A 20,884-nucleotide genomic window follows, 5' to 3' on the forward strand; every position below is an offset into this window, starting at 1 on the left:
TTTTATATTCATTTGAGGTTTCAAATCGTCATATACCTGTATATACTCACAGTCTGACTGTATAAACAAACAGGGGGCGGAATGAAAGCATTAACTGCAAGGCAGCAGCAGGTTTACGATTTGGTTCGTGATCACATTTCGCAAACGGGTATGCCACCAACACGGGCTGAAATAGCTTCCCAACTTGGGTTTCGCTCACCAAATGCGGCAGAAGAGCACTTAAAAGCTCTTGCTCGTAAAGGTGTGATAGAAATTGTCTCTGGTGCATCCAGAGGTATCCGTTTGCTAATGGAAGAAGAGCCAGAAGGATTGCCATTAATTGGGCGAGTCGCAGCTGGTGAACCACTTTTAGCGCAAGAGCATATTGAAAGCCATTATCAAGTTGACCCAATGCTATTTAAACCAAGTGCAGATTTTTTATTGCGCGTTAATGGTATGTCAATGAAAGATATCGGTATTATGGATGGCGATTTACTTGCCGTGCATAAAACGCAAGATGTTCACAACGGGCAAGTTATTGTGGCTCGTATTGAAGATGAAGTGACAGTAAAGCGCCTTAAGAAAAGCGGTAATAAAATTGAACTTCATGCAGAAAACCCAGAATTTTCACCTATTATCGTCGATTTACGCGAACAAAACTTTACTGTGGAAGGTTTAGCAGTCGGGGTTATTCGTAACGGTGAATGGCTGTAATTTGTACCAAAGTAAGTCAACACAACTTATTTTATAAAGATGCAGATGATGTGTAAAAGCACAAAATCATCTGCATTTTTTATTTTTTAATTTGTATAAAAAACACCACTGCACTACAAATGTAATTACAATATGATGAGTTTTAATTATGGAGGTGTTTATGACAACAATACAAGTTAGAGTAGACGATGAGCTAAAAAAAGAAGCTTATCAAGTATTTGAAAAAATGAACCTGTCTCCTTCAGATGCTATAAGATTGTTTCTACGTTATGTTTCTGAAAATGAAAAATTACCTTTCTCTGAAGTTTCTATCGTTGTTGGTGAACAAGATGAAGATGAGGATATTTTAGCTGTTGTACGTGAGCGTTTGAAGAAACCATGTAAACGTATAAGAGTAAATATTGATGATCTTTAATATTGAGTTTGATAAGCGTGCATTAAAAGAATGGTAGAAACTCGATCAAAGCATTAAAGAACAATTTAAAAAGAAATTAAAAAAATTACAGGAAAACCCTTATATAGAGTGAGTCTGCTCGCTTAAAAGGTGATCTCTCGGGTTGCTATAAGATTAAATTACGAGCATCTGGTTTTCGATTGGTTTACCAAATCATTGATTCAGAAGTCGTTATTTTAGTTATTGCTATTGGTAAGTGTGAAGAAAGTAAAGCGTATTCATTAGCTGAAATGAGAATTCAAAAGTAGAACACGTATTAGCCAGCATTTAGCTGGCTTTTTGTATTTTATAAGCTTAACGAGGCTTATAGTCACCGGTTTTTTTCTGCTTAAGATTATCATCCATACTGTGATCATGATGACAACCTTCAGGATGAGTACACTCTTGTGCTTCGTGGCACTGTGAACATAATCCATGAATTTCGATTACGCTATGTCGTAAATGAAATCCACTCTCTTGTGCCAGTAATGAAATAGAATTTTCGATTTTATGGCTATTTTTTTCAGTGACAGATAAACAACGGTCACAAATTAGCATTACTGATGTGTGTTCAACATCATCAAAATGATGACAAAGTACATAGCTGTTGGTGGATTCTATTTTATGGATAAATCCTTGCTCAAGTAAAAATTCTAATCCACGATAAACCGTTGGCGGTTTTGCTTGTGGTTCAACTTGGCGTAGTAAATCCAATAAGTCGTATGCGCTGATAGCAGAAGGTTGCTGCACTATCAGACGCAATACTGCCAGACGTTGTGAAGTCAGGCGAACACCTCGTTTCTGGCAGATCTTTTCTGCCTGAGCGAGCAATTTCTCTTCATTCATGGGGATCAGATGCTCTCAGACGTTGTTAATGGCGCAGATCTTACCATATTTTTTGAAAGCAAACCTTTGTGTAAAGTGGGGTTTTGTGAAAATAACTTTTCATAGTGTTCTGTCATGATCATCAACAAAAAACCCAGCCTAAGCTGGGTTAATTTTTTAGATGGTTTTAAGATAATTTTTTCTGAAACTAGGTTTCAGGTGACCGTTAAAACGGAATATCGTCATCAAAATCCATTGGTGGTTCATTGTTTGGCGCTGGTGCTGCTGCAGGTTGTTGTGCAGGACGAGATTGTGCGCCACCGCTAAATTGTTGTGATGCTTGTGGCTGTTGTGGTTGACCCCAACCGCCTTGGCCACCTTGTGAAGGTGCGCCATCTTGACCACCACGGCCGCCTAACATCTGCATTGAGCCACCGATATTGACCACAACTTCAGTGCTATATCTGTCTTGACCGCTTTGGTCTTGCCATTTACGTGTTTGTAATTGACCTTCGATATACACTTGTGAACCTTTACGCAGATATTCGCCTGCAATTTCTGCCAGTTTGCCGAAAATTACCACACGGTGCCACTCGGTTTTTTCTTTCATTTCACCGGTTTGTTTATCGCGCCAGCTTTCTGATGTTGCCAGTGTCAGGTTTGCAACTGCACCACCACTTGGCATATAACGGATTTCTGGATCCTGCCCTAAATTACCGATAAGAATAACTTTGTTTACGCCTCTGCTCGCCATGTGCGGTACTCCTGCGAAAGTAAATTTTTTGAAATCATAAGCGAATAAGTTTATCACGTACGCTAAAATTTGAATATGACGCGTGATGAATTTCTCATTTGTGAACATTGTCGAAATTTTTTTGTCTCAAAATGACAGGTTTTCATCGTCATTCAATTTCACTATATATACTGTATATCCATTCAGTTAACTTTGTGTCATAATTATCCGATTCTTTCTTTTTCGGCGACTCTCTCAATCCGGGATATGTTCATGGATAAAATCGAAGTACGGGGCGCTCGCACCCATAATCTAAAAAATATCAATTTGGTCATTCCCCGCGATAAACTTATTGTTATTACGGGACTTTCTGGCTCTGGTAAATCCTCTTTAGCCTTTGATACGCTTTATGCAGAAGGACAGCGACGCTATGTCGAATCGCTTTCTGCCTATGCTCGTCAGTTTCTTTCGTTAATGGAAAAGCCTGACGTTGATCACATCGAAGGTTTGTCTCCCGCTATTTCGATTGAGCAGAAATCTACGTCGCATAACCCGCGTTCGACTGTGGGAACGATTACAGAAATTCACGACTACCTACGGCTCTTATTTGCACGCGTTGGTGAACCTCGCTGTCCTGATCACGATATTCCATTAGCCGCTCAAACAGTTAGCCAAATGGTTGATAATGTACTTGAGCAGCCAGAAGGCAAGCGCTTAATGCTGTTAGCGCCTGTGGTGAAAGAGCGTAAAGGCGAGCATATTAAGTTACTCAATAATCTTGCTGCCCAAGGTTATATTCGTGCGCGTATTGATGGTGAAGTGTGTGATCTTTCTGATCCGCCGACATTAGAATTACAGAAAAAACATACCATTGAGGTGGTGATTGACCGTTTTAAAGTGCGTGACGATCTCGCCCAACGTTTAGCAGAATCTTTTGAAACAGCATTAGAACTTTCTGGTGGTACTGCTGTTATCTCTGATATGGATGATAACAATGCATACGATATCATTTTTTCTGCAAACTTTGCCTGTCCTGTTTGTGGTTATAGCATGAGCGAGCTAGAGCCTCGTTTATTCTCTTTTAATAACCCTGCTGGGGCTTGCCCAACTTGTGATGGTTTAGGTGTTCAGCAATTTTTTGATCCTGAATTAGTGATCCAAAATAGAGAGATTTCTCTTGCTGGTGGTGCAATTAAAGGATGGGATCGCCGTAACTTCTATTATTTCCAAATGCTTCGCTCATTGGGTGAACATTACCATTTTGATGTTGAAGCGCCGTTTGATTCGTTACCAGATAATATTCAAAAAGTCATTTTAACGGGTTCAGGCAAAGAGAATATTGAATTTAAATACACAAACGATCGTGGTGATGTTGTTGTTCGTCATCATCCTTTTGAAGGCGTATTAAATAATATGGAACGCCGTTACCGCGAGACAGAATCAAGCGCGGTACGTGAAGAACTTTCTAAGTATATTAGTAATCGTCCTTGTGCTTCTTGTGGTGGTACGCGTTTACGCCGTGAAGCGCGCCATGTGTATGTTGAAAATACTACATTACCTGAAATTGCAGATTACAGCATTGGTCATGCGATGACCTTTTTCCAAAATCTCAAGCTCAGTGGTCAAAGAGCAAAGATCGCAGAAAAAGTCTTAAAAGAGATTGGTGATCGACTTAAATTTTTGGTCAATGTAGGCTTAAATTACCTCACACTTTCTCGCTCGGCTGAAACCTTGTCAGGCGGTGAAGCGCAACGTATCCGCTTAGCCAGCCAGATTGGTGCTGGATTAGTTGGCGTAATGTATGTCTTGGATGAACCTTCAATTGGGTTACATCAACGAGATAACGATCGTCTACTTGAAACACTGATCCACTTACGTAATTTGGGTAATACGGTGATCGTTGTTGAACATGATGAAGATGCTATTCGTGCAGCAGATCATGTTATCGATATTGGCCCAGGCGCGGGCGTTCACGGTGGTGAAATTGTTGCTCAAGGTACGCTTGAAGATATCATCAATAATCCGAATTCATTAACAGGCAAATTCTTAAGTGGTGAACGTCGTATTGCTATTCCAGAGCAACGCGTTCCAGTTGATCGTGAGAAAATGCTGACGATTTTAGGTGCTAAAGGTAATAACCTAAGAAACGTAAATCTGAAATTACCCGTGGGTTTATTTACCTGCATTACGGGCGTTTCAGGATCAGGTAAATCAACGTTGATTAACGATACGTTATTCCCTATTGCACAACGCCAATTAAATGGTGCTACAAATAGTGTTCCTGCACCTTATTTAGACGTTGAAGGTTTAGAGCATTTCGATAAAGTCATTGATATTAACCAAAGCCCGATTGGCCGAACACCTCGTTCAAATCCAGCAACTTATACAGGGGTATTTACACCTATTCGTGAGTTATTTGCGGGTGTACCTGAATCGCGTACTCGTGGTTATACGCCAGGTCGTTTTAGTTTCAACGTAAAAGGTGGTCGTTGTGAGGCTTGCCAAGGTGATGGCGTAATAAAAGTTGAGATGCACTTTTTGCCAGATGTTTATGTACCTTGCGATCAATGTAAAGGTCAGCGTTATAACCGTGAAACCCTTGAAATAAAATATAAAGGGAAAAACATTCACGAAGCGTTGGATATGACCATTGAAGAGGCGAGGGAGTTCTTTGATGCTGTGCCAGCGCTGGCTCGTAAGTTACAAACATTGATTGATGTTGGTCTTTCTTATATTCGCTTGGGGCAATCAGCAACGACTTTATCGGGTGGTGAAGCACAGCGAGTTAAGTTAGCAAAAGAGTTGTCAAAACGTGGTACGGGACAGACGCTTTATATTCTTGATGAGCCTACAACAGGGCTTCACTTTGCTGATATTGAGTTGTTACTTGAAGTACTTCATCAATTACGTGACCAAGGTAATACCATTGTTGTTATTGAGCACAATCTTGATGTGATCAAAACAGCGGACTGGATTGTGGATCTTGGCCCTGAAGGCGGAAGTGGTGGCGGTCAAATTTTAGTGTCAGGCACACCAGAGCAAGTCGCAGAGTTTGAAGGCTCACATACTGCAAGATTCTTAAAACCAATCTTAGAGCGCGGTTATTAAGATCACACCGCTTATTCCCTTATGATCTAAGCGCTACGAACAATAAACTCTTTACGGTTTGTAGCGCACTTTCTTCAAGAAAAGTAAATCCATGGGATATGATAGAATTTAATTCTATCGAAAAAAGTATTCTCTTTGGGCTATACACTTCCTTATCTATTTTTATCTTATTAGCCACCTATTTTTATAAAAAACAGATCAAATGGTTAATTGTGCTGTTTAGTAACAGTATTTTAACCAAATACGAGATAACAAAGCTAAATAGAAAGGATTATCATAGTATATCGTGATAGACAGCACAGTTTATTTGGTGATTTGTTTCAATTGTTATACTTGACTATTATTGTATAACAATAGTTATTTTTCATTATTAATCAATCATTTATTTGTTTGCAAAGGTTACAATAGAGGGAAGGTTATTATTTACTATGCTCTTTGAACAGATAATCCTATTTTTCTCCTTACGATAGAATTTTTTTCCAAATCATTTCGGGCTATCACGATTTATAACAACTTTTTTCTCCGTAATATTCCCTATCATTTACCCATAATAAATAATACCTGCAAAGAGTAAGGCTATTTCGACATCGCAATGTTAGATAGACTTTTTTTACCCCCAAAAATTCGTTTTGCTATTAACAATTACAATATAAAAAGTGAGTACTAATATGGAAACGGCTTCCTCAAAAATAGAGACAACAAGCTATCCCGCAACTAGTGCTGGCGCTCGCCGCGCAGGTATGACAGAACAAGAATGGCGTGCTGCAATTAAATTCGACGGCAATGATGTGGGCTGGGTTATCATGAGTATCGGTATGGCTATCGGTGCAGGTATTGTGTTTTTACCTATGCAGGTAGGTCTGATGGGATTATGGGTTTTCCTACTATCCTCGATCATTGGTTATCCTGCGATGTACCTTTTCCAACGCCTATTTATTAATACGTTGGCTGAATCTCCAGAGTGTAAAGACTACCCAAGTGTTATCACCGGTTACCTCGGTAAAAACTGGGGTATTTTATTAGGAGCACTCTACTTTGTGATGCTAGTCATTTGGATGTTTGTTTACTCAACGGCAATCACCAATGACAGTGCTTCTTACTTACAAACATTTGGTGTTACGGAAGGTTTACTGTCAGAAAACCCATTCTATGGTTTGATCTTGATTTGTGCTTTAGTCGCTATCTCTTCTCGTGGTGAACAATTACTGTTTAAAGTATCAAGCTTTATGGTACTAACTAAACTGTTTGTTGTTGCTGCGTTAGGGATCTCCATGATTGGTATGTGGCATCTTTATAACGTGGGAGCATTACCACCCGCTGGACGTTTAATCAAAGAAGCAATCATTACATTACCTTTTACCCTGACTTCAATTCTGTTTATCCAAACATTAAGTCCAATGGTTATCTCTTACCGTGGTCGTAATAAAAACCGTGAAGTTGCTCGTCACAAAGCGTTACGTGCAATGAACATCGCGTTCGGTGTGTTGTTCTGTACTGTTTTCTTCTATGCAATCTCATTCACATTAGCAATGGGTCATGATGAAGCAGTTAAAGCGTATGAACAAAATATCTCTGCATTAGCGATTGCTGCAAAATTCTTCCCTGGTGGTTGGGTAACTGTTGTAAGCGTTATGCTAAATATCTTCGCCGTAATGACTGCATTCTTTGGTGTCTACCTAGGTTTCCGTGAAGCGACACAAGGGATCGTTATGAATATTCTGCAACGCTATATTCCAGCAGAAAAAATCAACCAAAAATGGGTACAAAACGGCATCATGATTTTCGCCGTGCTTTTAGCATGGGGTGCAATCATTCTGAATGCACCAGTACTGAGTTTTACCTCAATTTGTAGCCCAATCTTCGGTATGGTGGGTTGTCTTATCCCTGCATACTTAGTGTACAAAGTACCAATGTTACACAAATACAAAGGTGCATCGCTCTACCTGATTATTTTTACCGGTTTACTGCTCGTTATCTCTCCGTTCTTGGCATTCTCATAGTCGCCGACTTCGGTTCTAGTTAGGCATTGTTTTTAAAAACTAAATTAATCCAAGGTGTTAGATTATGAGCCAGAACAAAAATTCTCATTTATGGTCACAGTTTGTTCGTCAGTTACGTGAAGGTGTTAAGCCAGCAGTGGGTTGTACTGAGCCAATTTCATTAGCATTGGCAGCAGCGAAAGCAACTGCGCTTTTAGGCGAGCCTGTTGTTCGTGTCGAAGCTTGGGTTTCACCAAACTTGATGAAAAACGGAATGGGCGTAACAGTGCCGGGAACGGGAATGGCTGGGCTACCTATTGCAGCAGCATTAGGTGCGACAGGAGGAGATCCTGATGCTGGGTTGGAGGTCTTGTTAAAAGCATCCGCTGATGCAGTTGCTCAAGCTAAGACACTGGTTGCTCAAGGTAAAGTCACTGTGGGTGTAAAAGCACCTTGTGAAGATGTTCTTTACTCTGAAGCGAAAGTGTATAGCCAATCTGGTTATGCCATCGTCAGTATCGCAAGAGAGCATACACATGTTGTTCGTTGTGAATGTAACGGTAACGTTGTTTTTGAGGAAGATAAATCAGCGCTTACCAATAATTGTGAATCTACTGATGAAAAACCTTTTACTGATGTTTGTGCTGAAGATATCTATAATTTCGCACTTAACGTGCCAGTGAGTGAAATTGAATTTATGCTCAATGCCGCTCGTTTAAATGGCGCTTTATCAGAAGAGGGACTACAAAACACCTATGGATTAGCCATTGGTCGTACCTTAATTCTGCAACAAGAGAAAGGTTTGTTAGGTAAAGACTTACTTAATGAAATCATGATCAGAGCATCAGCTGCATCTGATGCTCGTATGGGTGGGGCGGTATTACCTGCAATGAGTAATTCAGGCTCAGGTAATCAGGGTATTGCCGCAACATTGCCTGTAATGGTGGTTGCTGAATTTATTAAAGCCGATGATGAAACCTTACTGCGTGCATTGGTTTTATCTCACTTAATGGCAATTTATGTTCATAGCCATTTTCCACCACTTTCCGCCCTTTGTGCTGCAACAACCGCTTCAATGGGTGCAGCCGCAGGAATGGCATGGTTACTCACAAAAGATTTCACCACTGTCAGTATGTCTATCAACAGTATGATTGGTGATATCAGTGGCATTATCTGTGATGGCGCATCGAATAGCTGTGCAATGAAAGTATCAAGTAGTGCAGCGAGTGCCTATAAAGCAGTATTAATGGCGATGCAAAATCAAAGTGTTGCGGGTACTGATGGTATTGTCAGTGACGATGTCGATAGTTCAATAGCGAATCTCTGTGCATTAGCCAGTCGTGCAATGCAACATACAGATATTCAAATCATTGAGATTATGGAAGAAAAAGCGCGTCGTAATGCTGGGGAAAAGAAGCAAGCTGTCAATATATAAAAGGCGAAAACCTAAAGCGGTAGTGATGTTGTGATGCAGTAAAAAGAAATACCTGCTTATAAAAATAGGCAGGTATTTTTTTATCATGGAATTGCGTTGATTAGATTAAATACTCACAGCCGCAAAGGCTTGCGCAATGCGCTGAACATTACTTGTATTAACACCTGCCATACAAACACGGCCAGTACCGACAAGATAAATACCAAATTCGTCACGTAATCTATCAACTTGCGCTTGTGTAAAGCCGGTATAGCTGAACATACCGCGTTGAGTTAATAGATGATCAAAATTCTTTTCAGGCAGAGCAACTTTTAAAGCTTCGACTAAAGTAACGCGCATCTCTTTAATGCGATCACGCATATGCGCGACTTCTTTTTGCCATTGTGCAGTTAAAACTTGGTCTGATAGCACTTTATTGACAATTTGCGCACCATAGTTTGCAGGGCTTGAGTAGATACGACGTACACCTGCTTTCAACTGACCTAATACATGTTCGCATTCAGTGGCATTTTCACACACAATTGATAAGCCACCAGCACGTTCACCGTAGATCCCAAATATTTTTGAAAAAGAGTTACTGATAAGTATCGGTAATCCTGCTTTTGCCATAGTACGAATAGCGTAAGCATCTTCATCTAAATTTTCAGCAAAGCCTTGATAAGCAATATCTAAGAATGGAATTGCTTGGCGAGCTTTTAATACTTCAGTGACTTGATCCCATTGATCTTTAGTCAGATCAGAGCCTGTTGGGTTGTGGCAACATGGGTGCATCAATACGATGCTTTTTTCAGGCAGTTTTTTAAAGCAATCGAGTAGTGCTTCAAATTTTACGCCTTTGGTTTCAGGATCAAAGTATGGGTAATAATTTACCTTGAAACCCGAGCCCGCAAAAATAGAAGCATGATTATCCCAAGTCGGATCACTTATCCACACTTCTGATCTTGGGAAATAGCGATGGAGAAAATCAGCACCTACTTTTAATGCGCCTGATCCACCTAATGTTTGGATTGTGGCAATTTTCTTTTCTGCAATTAGAGGATTATCTGCACCGAAAAGGAGAGCTTGAATTTCGCTGCGATAAGGCGCCAGCCCTTCCATTGGTAAATAAAGTGTTGCGGTGGGGGTCATGGCATTAAGTTGCTGACGCGCAACTGAAACTGTTCCTAAAATAGGGGTCTTGCCTTCTTCGTCATAATAAAGACCAATGCTTAAATTAATTTTATCCTGACGTGGGTCTTTGTTATAAACATCCATCAATGAGAGAATCGGATCTCCCGGAAACGCTTCAACCTGTTGAAACACGGCTTCTTCTCCAATCACTTTTAGTGTGTCATAGGGATACAATATCGTGTGTATTATTGTTCGTCTAGGTATTCCATGATGACGCGCGAGGTTAATTTTGTAATCAACTCATAGGCGCTAATACCACTATATTTGGCAATTTCTTCTACGGGCAACACATCTCCCCATAAAATAGCTTCATCACCAACACTATCAATCAGTTCAGTCCCCAAATCGACGCTGATCATATCCATCGAAACTCTGCCAACAATAGGCACTTTTCGATCATTGATCCACACAGGAGTACCTGAAGGTGCACTACGAGGATAACCATCGCCATAACCAATAGCGATCACACCAAGATAAGTGTCTTTTTCACTTACCCATGTTCCACCATAACCAACAGGTTCACCCGCTTTATGTTTACGAACAGCAATCAGGCTTGTTTTCAGTGTCATTGCAGGGGTTAAGCCAAAATCTTTACCTGTTCTTTCATCACCAGTGGGGGAGATACCATAAGTAATAATACCGGGGCGAACCCACTGATAATGAACTTGAGGCCAAAATAAAATACCCGCAGAAGCTGCGATAGACTTATCACCGGCTTTATCTTGAATAAAATTTTGAAATAATGTGATTTGTTTTTGTGTTGCTTCAGGAACATCAGGCTCATCAGCGCGACTAAAATGGCTCACAATATTGACAGGTTGTTGTACATTTTTGCAGGCGGAAAGTCGTAAATAGAAGGCTTGCACATCTTCAGGACGCACGCCTAAACGGTGCATCCCCGTATCGATTTTCATCCATACTTTGACGGGTTCATCTAAGTCGGCCTGTTCTAATGCTTCTAATTGTTCTTGGCTATGAACAACCGTTTCAATGTGGTTGACGACTAAAATAGGTAGGTCAACGATATCAAAAAAGCCCTCTAACAGAAGAATGGGCTTTACAATACCCCCACTTCGTAAGGTTAATGCTTCACCAATACGTGCAACACCAAAACAATCAGCATTGTCCATTAAGGTATATGCTGTTTCTAATAACCCATGACCATAAGCGTTTGCTTTCACGACAGCTATCAGGTGGCTATGTGGGGCATAGTCTCTCACATGCTGAAAATTGTGACGCAGAGCGCGGCGATCTATCACTGCGGTTGCCGCTTTCATATTATTCCAATACTTCCTTTCATTAAGTCAAGGTTAGTGATTATTCATCGTCGTAAGCAGGGCCAGCATAGTTATCAAAGCGTGACCATTGGCCGTTAAAGGTAAGCCTTACTGTACCAATTGGACCGTTACGTTGTTTACCGATGATGATTTCTGCAACCCCTTTTAAATCACTACTTTCGTGGTAAACCTCATCACGATAAATAAACATGATAAGGTCAGCATCTTGCTCAATAGAGCCTGATTCACGTAAGTCGGAGTTAACAGGGCGTTTATCAGCACGTTGTTCCAAACTACGGTTTAACTGTGATAGAGCAACCACAGGAACTTGTAATTCTTTAGCTAACGCTTTTAAAGAACGAGAAATTTCAGCAATTTCTAGTGTTCTGTTTTCAGATAATGAAGGTACTCTCATTAACTGTAAGTAGTCAATCATGATAAGGCTTAAACCGCCATGTTCACGATAGATGCGGCGAGCACGAGAGCGTACTTCTGTTGGTGTTAAACCCGATGAGTCATCGATATACATATTGCGTTTTTCAAGCAAAATACCCATGGTGCTTGAAATACGTGCCCAATCCTCATCATCAAGCTGGCCTGTACGAATTCTTGTCTGATCGACACGAGATAATGATGCCAACATACGCATCATGATTTGGTTGCCGGGCATCTCTAAGCTGAAGATAAGTACGGGTTTTTCTTCCGTCATTGCTGCATTTTCACATAAGTTCATGGCAAATGTGGTTTTACCCATAGAAGGACGTGCAGCAACAATAATTAAATCTGACTTTTGTAATCCTGCGGTTTTTTTATCAAGGTCTTGATAACCACTTGAAACCCCTGTGACACCATCATGAGGTTTTTGATAGAGCTGTTCTATTTTTTCAACAGTCTCTTCTAAAATTGCATCTATTGCTTTAGGACCTTCGTCTTTATTGGCGCGTGTTTCAGCAATTTGGAACACTCTTGATTCAGCAAAGTCGAGCAGATCTTCACTGGTGCGTCCTTGAGGATCAAAACCCGCATCTGCAATTTCGTTGGCAACTTTTATCATATCGCGAACAACCGCACGCTCTCGGACAATATCCGCATAAGCGTTGATGTTCGCCGCACTTGGCGTATTTTTTGAAAGTTCTGCTAAATAGGCAAAACCACCTACACTGTCTAACTCGGCATTTTGTTCTAATGCTTCGGATAGCGTAATCAGGTCGATAGGTTTGCCTAATTCCAACAAACGTTGCATTTGCGAGAAGATAGTACGATGAGGTCGGCTATAAAAATCTTCGGCGGTGACGCGTTCAGAAACATTATCCCAACGTTCATTATCTATCATCAGACCGCCTAACACGGACTGCTCTGCTTCCAGCGAATGGGGAGGTAGCTTTAATCCCTCCATTTGTCGGTCTTTAATATCAGACATCAGCTTGTCAGTGGTCTTGTTTCTGGCCATAAATCCTGCATAAAATCGAAAAAGTGTCAGTCAGCGTATTAGTATACGCTAACCCAATTATCTGTGCCTTGTAGAAATAGCTATCCTTTGTCATTATCTCCAAAGGTCTTTTTGCGCTCGCTTATTTAACCTCTCATCCTACAAAGGAGATAGTAATGGCTAATCGTATTCAATTTGCAACTCATGGCGATGCAGATGTTCTTGAGTTAGCAACATTTACACCCGCTCCTCTTGGCGATCATGAAGTTCAAGTTGCCAATAAGGCAATTGGTATTAACTATATTGATACTTATGTGCGTAGCGGATTATATCCTGTAAGCCAATTCCCAAGTGGATTAGGCACTGAAGCTGCGGGCATTATTATCAAAACAGGCGCTAAAGTGACTTCACTAAAAGAAGGGGACAGAGTTGTGTATGCGCAATCTCCGCTAGGGGCTTATAGCGATACGCATAATGTACCAGAAAATAAAGTAGCACGTCTGCCTGATAATATCTCTTTTGAACAAGCCGCAGCCTCTTTCTTAAAAGGATTAACGGTTTATTATCTCTTCAATGAAACTTATAAATTACAAGCGGGTGAAACCTTCTTATTCCACGCAGCAGCTGGTGGTGTTGGTTTAATTGCCAGCCAATGGGCGAAGGCCATTGGTGCAAAAATGATTGGTACAGCAGGTAGTGATGAAAAAGTTGCCAAAGCAAAAGCCGCAGGTGCATGGGAAGTGATTAATTACCAGACTGAGTCGATTGTGGAACGTGTCTCGGCGCTAACTAATAACCAAAAAGTGCCTGTTGTTTACGACTCTGTTGGTAAAGCAACGTGGTTAGATTCGTTAGACTGCTTGCAGCGCCGTGGCTTAATGGTGAGTTTTGGTAATGCATCAGGTGCCGTAACAGGTGTCGATTTAGGTATTCTTAATAAAAAAGGTTCTCTATATGTGACGCGCCCATCTATTTCGGGTTATATCACAACGCGTGAAGAGCTAGATGCTGCAAGTGAAGCGCTATTTGCATTAATTGGTAGCGGTAAAATTGATGTAAGTGTGCCAGATAATCAGAAATTTGCTTTAGCAGATGCGAAAGATGCTCATCGTTATCTTGAAAGTAGACAATCTCAAGGATCGAGTTTACTTATTCCTTAATTATTATTTATAAAAACTAAAACCTATTTAAAATAAATTAAATAGGTTTTTAATATTTATTATTAATAAATATAAATAATTTCAAGTTTGATTATCAAAAAAAAGCCTTATTTTTATTTTAGATTTATTTTTAACTCTATCTCTTTTAATTTACGTTTTCGTGATTTTTATTAATAGAATATGGAGTGTTTATGCAAAAAGATGAATTAAAGGATTTTATTGATTTTATTTATGAAGATAATAAAGTCAGTAATGTTGAATTACAATTTATTCGTGATGTCGCAGATGAAAAAACAGAAGCATTATTTAAACGCCTTGGTGAAAATAATAATTTATCTGCATTCCAAAAATCAATGGATGTATCAGTTCAATTAATGCAAAATGCTTTTTTTGATATTAAAAAGAAAGAAGGAACAGAAGAAGGTAAACGTGAAGTTAAAGAAGCATTTGAATTTCAAATTGCTTATTTAGTTGCCAATTATAATCGCTTCTTCTCATTACTTTAATGAAAGTAAAACCAGCCCAATGTGGCTGGTTTTATTTTTAATATCGTTATTTTTCAGTTACAAATTTAAGTGCATTTTCTAAAACAGATAAATCAGCGCCCTGTTTATGGGCATTTTCACTTAAATGACGTCGCCATTGTCTAGCGCCTGGAATACCTTGGAAAATCCCCAACATATGACGTGTAACATGACCTAAATAAGTACCTTGTGAGAGCTCTTTCTCAATATAAGGATACATTGCTCTTACCGCAGTGACTGCATTGGCAATAGGTAGCTGGTTGTCAAAAAGCTCATGATCAACATGCGTTAGAATTGACGGGTTTTGATAAGCCTCACGACCTACCATAACGCCATCCATATATTTTAAGTGCTCTTTGGCTTCTTCTAGTGACTTAATACCACCGTTAATTGCCATAGTGAGATGCGAGAAATCGCGTTTTAATTGATAAACACGAGGATAATCTAAAGGTGGAACTTCACGGTTCTCTTTTGGACTTAAACCCGATAACCATGCTTTACGGGCATGAATAATAAAGGTATCACAGTTATTATCACGGCTAACAGTATCAATAAAATCACATAGAAATTCGTAGCTATCTAGCTCGTCAATACCAATACGGGTTTTTACCGTAACAGGAATATCAACGACATCACGCATGGCTTTCACACAATCTGCAACGAGTTGTGCATCTCCCATTAAACAAGCACCAAAACGCCCATTTTGTACGCGATCTGAAGGGCAGCCCACATTTAAATTGATTTCATCATAGCCACGCTCTTGTGCCAATTTTGCACATTGCGCTAAAGCTTGAGGATCGCTTCCACCTAACTGCAAAGAGACTGGATGTTCTTCTTCACTGTATTTTAGATAGTCGCCTTTACCGTGAATGATGGCACCTGTTGTGACCATTTCAGTATAAAGCAGTGTATTTTTACTGAGCTGACGAAAGAAATAACGACAATGACGATCAGTCCAATCGAGCATCGGCGCAACAGAGAAACGGTTCAAATTATATGTATTTGAATGGCTATTAACACGATGATTTTCTGTTGGTTTATTGAGTTCTGTATTTTCTGACATGCTGTAATTCTTTCGTCTATTTAGGCGTTGCTACCCTTATTTTTTTGTGAGGGTAGAAAATGAGGGCGCATTATAGCATAGAGAATAACTAACGCATGGTGGATCTGATGTTAGAATTGTTTTAATGAACTCAAGAAGAGTCATCAGAAACAACAAAATAGGAACTTATATGCCAACAGAAAAAAGAGCATTGCCTTATTTTAAATTAAATATCATCCTGAACCGATAAAAACAGGAGCTTTTATCACAGATGATACCGTTATATGTGATTGTTGTGGAAAACTACGCCTACATATTGATTTTAGTTAATGAACATCATTCAAATAATATTAAGTCTATTTTTTAGAACATAGACTTGATATTTATTTTTATAAAATAGCCTATTTATATTATCTCTATTAAAAATGGAAATAGTCACTGCTCAAGGTTTTACGCTATAAAGCGAAAAAATAAAAAGAGGAGCATTGAATATGAACATTAAAAGAAAGATCCTTATAAAATTAAATAATCTTGATTATGATAATAAAAAACTGTCATTTTCTACTTCCCATGAAATGCATCATTCCCTTTTAACTAATATACCTTTAGTTCCGGTAATATCATCTGTTCATCAATTACCACCCAAAAATTATATAGATTCTATTACAATAAACTTTAATGATCTAAATAAATATTATTACCTTAATTTACCAGAGAATAATCATTATTCTTTAGATGAAGTGATTAAAATATTACAACAACACCCTGATATTGAATATGTACAAACGGTGCCGATACAACCTATTGAACCTCCTAATATTACGCCTGATTTTACTCAATATCAGCAATACTTAAATACGCCAGAAAAAACAGTGAATATTAATAAAATTAAAGGATTAGGGATTTGTGAAGCATGGAAGCAAGAAGCATATGGGCAAGGAATACAAGTGGCTGATATTGAATGGGATTTCAATCTTTCTCATCATGATTTATCAACGGATAATATTACGTCGTTATTACCATTTAATGAAAAAACCAGTCAGGCAGATCATGGTACAGCGGTTGCGGGATTAATAATGGGAAAAAATGATGGTAAAGGGATCACTGGACTCGCTTATAAATTAGATATGTTTTATGCCATCTCTGAATTAACTTGTGGGCGTATTGATGCGATTATTGCGAGTAAACGCATATTACATGCTGGTGATATTGTTTTATATGAAATGCAGACAATTTGTGAACATCAAGCTTATGTACCTGCGGATTATGAAATGCATATTTGGGAAGCGACTCGCGCATTAACAGATGCTGGGATCATTGTGATTATGGCAGCAGGTAATGGGGGCGTAGATCTGGATTTACCTGATTATGAAAGTTACCGACAACGCCATGATAATAACTCAATACGTGTTGGTGCAGGTTCGCCTTATACATTAAATCGATTACCTTTCTCAACGCATGGTTCACCTATTCATGTACAAGCGTGGGGAGAGGATGTTGCAACAGCGGGTTATGGTGATCTGTTTCGAAGTGATGATAACCATACTTATACCGCTAATTTTAGTGGAACATCGTCAGCCAGTGCTTTAGTTGCGGGAGCCGCTGCTGTGATCCAATCTTGGTATAAAGACCGTACAAACAGTGTGTTAACGCCGATACAAATGCGTGACTTATTAATTAGAACAGGCACTTTTCCACTGTTAAATGACAAAATCGGCCCTTTACCAAATGTGAACAACGCAATTTTGTATTTAAAAAAATTAATAAAACGTCATTAAGTACAATAGTATTAATTCCCTTAACACCTCCTAAATATTAGGAGGTGTTATTTAAATTCCATCTATATGATATATAAAGTTTTTATCATCATAATAAGATGAAAATATAAAAAGAAGCGTAATTTAATCAACTTTTCTTGTATAAACAACGACCATAAAATAGCGTTGCAAATAAACGAGCTAATAAGTTTTTATAGGAAAATAAGGCGATTAGACAACTTCTAAGAGAAAATTTATTTAATTATAAACTTAATCGATTTTTACGATTTATATAAATTAATAGCATTATGATTTTATTGTGTTTTTAGCATAAACCCTAAAGGGCATGGTTTATGATGAAAAACTTAAATATGAATAGTTTTTCATTGTTTATGCACCTTTTTGCTTTCAATTTCACGTCACTGCGTTTATCATTTTCCGCTTGTACTATACATACGGCGTCGCTGGTTTTGGGCTTCTGTGGAGCATAATGCTCCGGCAGCTCACACAGTCTTTTCCAGTGGCGGTTCTATCTGCATTATTCTTCGGGATAGAGTATTACCTTAAATGACTGAGAAAACATCTCTGACACCAGTTGTCGAATTAAAATCCTTAAGTAAAGGTTTCGACGGAAAACAAATTATTTCCCGCCTCGATCTCACTATCAACCATGGCGAGTTTTTAACCATCCTCGGTCCTTCGGGCTGTGGTAAGACGACGGTTTTGCGTTTAATCGCGGGTTTAGAAGACGTTGACGATGGGCAAATTATCCTTGATGGACAAGATATTACGGATATCCCAGCGGAACAACGTTTTGTAAATACGGTTTTTCAAAGTTACGCGCTTTTCCCACATATGACTGTTTTTGAAAACGTCGCATTTGGTCTTCGCATGCAGAAAACACCTGCTGATGAGATTAATATTCGCGTTGAAGAAGCATTGCGTATGGTGCAACTTGAAGATTTCGCACAACGTCGCCCAGCACACCTTTCTGGTGGACAACAACAACGTGTTGCGATTGCGCGCGCTGTTGTGAATAAACCAAAGGTCTTATTGCTTGATGAATCATTATCTGCACTGGATTACAAATTACGTAAACAGATGCAAAATGAATTAAAAGCCTTACAACGTAAATTAGGGATCACCTTTATTTTCGTGACTCATGACCAAGAAGAGGCGCTGACCATGTCAGACCGGATCGTGGTGATGCGTGAAGGGCGTATTGAGCAAGATGGTACTCCGCGTGAAATTTATGAAGAGCCAACAAATCTGTTTGTTGCGCAATTTATAGGTGAAATTAATATCTTTGATGCGCGTGTGCTCCATCGTATTGATGAAACACGTATTCGTGCTGATGTTGAAGGTCATGAATGTGATATTTATACCACATTACCTGTGACACAAAATCAGCAACTCAAAGTATTACTTCGACCTGAAGATCTCCGTGTTGAAGAAATTCACGATCTTGAAAACCTTCCTGGGTTAATTGGTTATGTTCGTGAACGTAACTATAAAGGCATGACGCTAGATTCTGTTGTTGAAATGGAAAATGGCAAGGTGGTGATGGTCAGTGAATTCTTTAATGAAGATGATCCAGATGTTGATCACTCGTTAGACCAAAAAATTGCAGTAACTTGGGTTGAAAGCTGGGAGGTCGTACTGGCAGATGAAGAAAACACGTAAACTATTTCAAAACATCGTTATTACTGGTGTTGTGGGTTGGTTGATGCTGTTCGTCTTCTTGCCGAATATCATGATCATTGCGACCAGTTTTTTAACGCGTAATGATGCCAACCTTGTCGAGATGGTCTTTACACTCGATAACTACTATCGCTTATTTGATCCGATGTATGCAGAAGTGTTACTGCATTCTATTAATATGGCGGTAGTCGCAACATTAGCTTGTTTATTATTAGGTTATCCCTTTGCTTATTTCCTCGCAAAAATGCCTAAGAAAATACAGCCATTAATGTTGTTTTTATTGATTGTACCTTTTTGGACAAACTCGCTTATTCGTATTTATGGATTAAAAATATTCCTAAGTACGAAAGGTTATTTTAACGAATTCCTGTTGTGGATTGGACTTATTGATAAGCCACTCAGAATTATTTATACCCCAGAAGCCGTTGTGCTGGGACTGGTTTATATTTTATTACCTTTCATGGTATTACCGTTATATTCCAGCATTGAAAAGTTAGATAAACCTTGTTTAGAAGCAGCGCGCGATTTAGGTGCTAATAAATTTCAAACCTTTATTCGTATTATTATTCCATTAACAATGCCGGGCATTATTGCGGGTTGTTTACTCGTGATGTTACCTGCGATGGGCTTATTCTTTGTTGCTGATTTAATGGGTGGTGCGAAAAACTTATTAATTGGTAACGTAATTAAGAGCCAATTCTTAAATATTCGTGACTGGCCTTTCGGTGCAGCCACAAGTATTTGTTTAACATTGGTGATGGGATTAATGCTGTTTGTGTATTACCGAGCCGTGAAGCTACTGCATAAGAAGGTAGAAATAGAATGATAGGACGGTTATTGCGTGGTGGATTTATGTCCATTATTTACGCGTATCTTTATATCCCGATCATCATTCTGATAGTTAACTCTTTTAACTCATCACGTTTCGGGATCAACTGGAAAGGCTTTACCACAGATTGGTACGCCATTTTATTTAATAATGACAGTCTGCTTCAAGCGGCAGGACATTCATTAACAATGGCGGTCACCTCTGCGACATTCGCCACATTAATCGGCTCATTAGCGGCGGTTGCACTTTATCGCTACCGTTTTCGTGGCAAAAAATTTGTCGGTGGTATGTTGTTTGTCGTCATGATGTCGCCGGATATTGTGATGGCGATTTCGTTACTTGTACTGTTTATGATCCTAGGTGTTTCATTAGGATTTTGGTCGCTTCTATTTTCACATATTACATTTTGCCTGCCTTTTGTTGTGGTGACTGTGTATTCACGATTAAGTGGGTTTGATGTAAAAATGCTGGAAGCTGCTAAAGATTTAGGGGCAGGTGAATTTACTATTTTACGTAAAATCATTATGCCTCTGGCAATGCCAGCAGTAGCTTCAGGTTGGTTATTAAGCTTTACGTTATCTATGGATGACGTTGTCGTTTCCTCTTTTGTGACAGGGCCAAGCTATGAAATTTTACCACTGAAAATTTACTCAATGGTAAAAGTGGGTGTTTCGCCAGAAGTGAATGCGCTTGCAACCATCCTTTTAGGTCTATCTTTAGTATTAGTATTAATTAGTCAGTTGATCTTAAGAGACAGAACTGGCAAAGCGTAAACATGCATTAGTGCGA

Annotated in this window: 18 protein-coding genes and 1 pseudogene; 13 read left to right on the plus strand and 6 right to left on the minus strand. The window is 39.2% G+C overall.

The genetic code is table 11. The features are described from left to right. The first annotated feature begins 81 nt into the window (after positions 1–81). The 3 genes and pseudogenes from lexA (at position 82) to ACNARN_RS15780 (ending at position 1,395) form a co-directional block, all read left to right on the plus strand. Positions 82–693, plus strand: a complete 612-nt coding sequence (gene lexA / locus ACNARN_RS15770; protein ID WP_109373157.1) for a transcriptional repressor LexA — start codon at positions 82–84, stop codon at positions 691–693. A gap of 160 nt (positions 694–853) precedes the next feature. Beyond that, positions 854–1,108, plus strand: a complete 255-nt coding sequence (locus ACNARN_RS15775) for a type II toxin-antitoxin system RelB/DinJ family antitoxin (protein ID WP_198626498.1) — start codon at positions 854–856, stop codon at positions 1,106–1,108. Then, positions 1,098–1,395, plus strand: a pseudogene (locus tag ACNARN_RS15780) (type II toxin-antitoxin system RelE family toxin). Before ACNARN_RS15775 ends, ACNARN_RS15780 begins: the two are co-directional and overlap by 11 nt. A 46-nt stretch (positions 1,396–1,441) precedes the next feature. Here the strand turns inward: ACNARN_RS15780 and zur are convergent. Together zur and ssb1 are read right to left on the minus strand one after the other, a co-directional pair. After that, positions 1,442–1,972, minus strand: a complete 531-nt coding sequence (gene zur / locus ACNARN_RS15785) for a zinc uptake transcriptional repressor Zur (RefSeq protein ID WP_109373158.1) — start codon at positions 1,970–1,972, stop codon at positions 1,442–1,444. A 205-nt stretch (positions 1,973–2,177) separates the two neighbouring features. Continuing rightward, positions 2,178–2,705 (minus strand): single-stranded DNA-binding protein SSB1, encoded by a 528-nt coding sequence (ssb1, locus tag ACNARN_RS15790; protein WP_088494417.1) that lies wholly within the window; start codon positions 2,703–2,705, stop codon positions 2,178–2,180. Positions 2,706–2,957: 252 nt separating this feature from the next. On the opposite strand from ssb1, the gene uvrA reads away from it, so the two are divergent. The 3 genes from uvrA to ACNARN_RS15805 all read left to right on the plus strand — a co-directional run bounded on the left by uvrA (position 2,958) and on the right by ACNARN_RS15805 (position 9,206). Then, positions 2,958–5,792 (plus strand): excinuclease ABC subunit UvrA, encoded by a 2,835-nt coding sequence (gene uvrA / locus ACNARN_RS15795; protein WP_416304667.1) that lies wholly within the window; start codon positions 2,958–2,960, stop codon positions 5,790–5,792. A 668-nt stretch (positions 5,793–6,460) separates the two neighbouring features. Beyond that, complete coding sequence (locus ACNARN_RS15800; protein WP_416304668.1) at positions 6,461–7,792, plus strand: hypothetical protein; 1,332 nt, start codon at positions 6,461–6,463, stop codon at positions 7,790–7,792. Positions 7,793–7,856: 64 nt separating this feature from the next. Next, complete coding sequence (locus tag ACNARN_RS15805; RefSeq protein ID WP_198620614.1) at positions 7,857–9,206, plus strand: serine dehydratase subunit alpha family protein; 1,350 nt, start codon at positions 7,857–7,859, stop codon at positions 9,204–9,206. 105 nt (positions 9,207–9,311) lie between these two features. Here ACNARN_RS15805 and ACNARN_RS15810 read toward each other — a convergent pair whose 3' ends face one another. The 3 genes from ACNARN_RS15810 to dnaB are packed head-to-tail and all read right to left on the minus strand — an operon-like array spanning position 9,312 to position 13,103. After that, the gene (locus ACNARN_RS15810; protein WP_198620613.1) at positions 9,312–10,508 is read right to left on the minus strand and encodes an aromatic amino acid transaminase; all 1,197 of its coding nucleotides are present in this window, start codon (positions 10,506–10,508) and stop codon (positions 9,312–9,314) included. 53 nt (positions 10,509–10,561) lie between these two features. After that, positions 10,562–11,653, minus strand: coding sequence for an alanine racemase (gene alr, locus ACNARN_RS15815; protein WP_416304669.1), 1,092 nt, complete (start codon positions 11,651–11,653; stop codon positions 10,562–10,564). 40 nt (positions 11,654–11,693) lie between these two features. Next, positions 11,694–13,103, minus strand: a complete 1,410-nt coding sequence (gene dnaB, locus ACNARN_RS15820) for a replicative DNA helicase (RefSeq protein WP_023583065.1) — start codon at positions 13,101–13,103, stop codon at positions 11,694–11,696. Between the two features lie 155 nt (positions 13,104–13,258). On the opposite strand from dnaB, the gene ACNARN_RS15825 reads away from it, so the two are divergent. Further along, positions 13,259–14,242 (plus strand): quinone oxidoreductase, encoded by a 984-nt coding sequence (locus tag ACNARN_RS15825; protein WP_416304670.1) that lies wholly within the window; start codon positions 13,259–13,261, stop codon positions 14,240–14,242. Between the two features lie 191 nt (positions 14,243–14,433). Beyond that, on the plus strand, positions 14,434–14,748 hold the full coding sequence (locus ACNARN_RS15830) for a hypothetical protein (RefSeq protein ID WP_109373166.1): 315 nt from the start codon (positions 14,434–14,436) through the stop codon (positions 14,746–14,748). Between the two features lie 46 nt (positions 14,749–14,794). Here ACNARN_RS15830 and dusA read toward each other — a convergent pair whose 3' ends face one another. Next, complete coding sequence (dusA, locus tag ACNARN_RS15835) at positions 14,795–15,829, minus strand: tRNA dihydrouridine(20/20a) synthase DusA (protein ID WP_198620610.1); 1,035 nt, start codon at positions 15,827–15,829, stop codon at positions 14,795–14,797. Between the two features lie 204 nt (positions 15,830–16,033). On the opposite strand from dusA, the gene ACNARN_RS15840 reads away from it, so the two are divergent. From ACNARN_RS15840 to potC, 5 genes are all read left to right on the plus strand, one after another. Further along, a complete protein-coding gene (locus ACNARN_RS15840; RefSeq protein WP_198630301.1) occupies positions 16,034–16,138 on the plus strand; it encodes a CbrC family protein in 105 nt (34 codons plus the stop codon). Between the two features lie 161 nt (positions 16,139–16,299). After that, on the plus strand, positions 16,300–17,586 hold the full coding sequence (locus ACNARN_RS15845; protein ID WP_416304671.1) for a S8 family serine peptidase: 1,287 nt from the start codon (positions 16,300–16,302) through the stop codon (positions 17,584–17,586). A gap of 546 nt (positions 17,587–18,132) precedes the next feature. Beyond that, a complete protein-coding gene (gene potA / locus ACNARN_RS15850; protein ID WP_098941766.1) occupies positions 18,133–19,248 on the plus strand; it encodes a spermidine/putrescine ABC transporter ATP-binding protein PotA in 1,116 nt (371 codons plus the stop codon). After that, positions 19,232–20,092 carry a spermidine/putrescine ABC transporter permease PotB gene (gene potB / locus ACNARN_RS15855; RefSeq protein ID WP_109373214.1) on the plus strand — a complete coding sequence of 287 codons (861 nt, stop codon included), beginning with the start codon at positions 19,232–19,234 and terminating at the stop codon, positions 20,090–20,092. The genes potA and potB overlap by 17 nt, the downstream gene beginning before the upstream one ends. Then, positions 20,089–20,868, plus strand: a complete 780-nt coding sequence (potC, locus tag ACNARN_RS15860; RefSeq protein ID WP_036934543.1) for a spermidine/putrescine ABC transporter permease PotC — start codon at positions 20,089–20,091, stop codon at positions 20,866–20,868. Before potB ends, potC begins: the two co-directional genes overlap by 4 nt. Positions 20,869–20,884: the final 16 nt, after the last annotated feature.

Origin of the sequence: Proteus sp. TSJ240517 (genome assembly GCF_047921575.1) — a bacterium.
Classification (GTDB): Bacteria; Pseudomonadota; Gammaproteobacteria; order Enterobacterales; family Enterobacteriaceae; genus Proteus.

Coding starts and splice junctions, on each gene's coding strand:
- lexA (WP_109373157.1), top strand. CDS start 82: ATGAAAGCATTAACTGCAAGGCAGCAGCAGGTTTACGATTTGGTTCGT.
- ACNARN_RS15775 (WP_198626498.1), top strand. CDS start 854: ATGACAACAATACAAGTTAGAGTAGACGATGAGCTAAAAAAAGAAGCT.
- zur (WP_109373158.1), bottom strand. CDS start 1,972: ATGAATGAAGAGAAATTGCTCGCTCAGGCAGAAAAGATCTGCCAGAAA.
- ssb1 (WP_088494417.1), bottom strand. CDS start 2,705: ATGGCGAGCAGAGGCGTAAACAAAGTTATTCTTATCGGTAATTTAGGG.
- uvrA (WP_416304667.1), top strand. CDS start 2,958: ATGGATAAAATCGAAGTACGGGGCGCTCGCACCCATAATCTAAAAAAT.
- ACNARN_RS15800 (WP_416304668.1), top strand. CDS start 6,461: ATGGAAACGGCTTCCTCAAAAATAGAGACAACAAGCTATCCCGCAACT.
- ACNARN_RS15805 (WP_198620614.1), top strand. CDS start 7,857: ATGAGCCAGAACAAAAATTCTCATTTATGGTCACAGTTTGTTCGTCAG.
- alr (WP_416304669.1), bottom strand. CDS start 11,653: ATGAAAGCGGCAACCGCAGTGATAGATCGCCGCGCTCTGCGTCACAAT.
- dnaB (WP_023583065.1), bottom strand. CDS start 13,103: ATGGCCAGAAACAAGACCACTGACAAGCTGATGTCTGATATTAAAGAC.
- ACNARN_RS15825 (WP_416304670.1), top strand. CDS start 13,259: ATGGCTAATCGTATTCAATTTGCAACTCATGGCGATGCAGATGTTCTT.
- ACNARN_RS15830 (WP_109373166.1), top strand. CDS start 14,434: ATGCAAAAAGATGAATTAAAGGATTTTATTGATTTTATTTATGAAGAT.
- dusA (WP_198620610.1), bottom strand. CDS start 15,829: ATGTCAGAAAATACAGAACTCAATAAACCAACAGAAAATCATCGTGTT.
- ACNARN_RS15845 (WP_416304671.1), top strand. CDS start 16,300: ATGAACATTAAAAGAAAGATCCTTATAAAATTAAATAATCTTGATTAT.
- potA (WP_098941766.1), top strand. CDS start 18,133: ATGACTGAGAAAACATCTCTGACACCAGTTGTCGAATTAAAATCCTTA.
- potB (WP_109373214.1), top strand. CDS start 19,232: ATGAAGAAAACACGTAAACTATTTCAAAACATCGTTATTACTGGTGTT.
- potC (WP_036934543.1), top strand. CDS start 20,089: ATGATAGGACGGTTATTGCGTGGTGGATTTATGTCCATTATTTACGCG.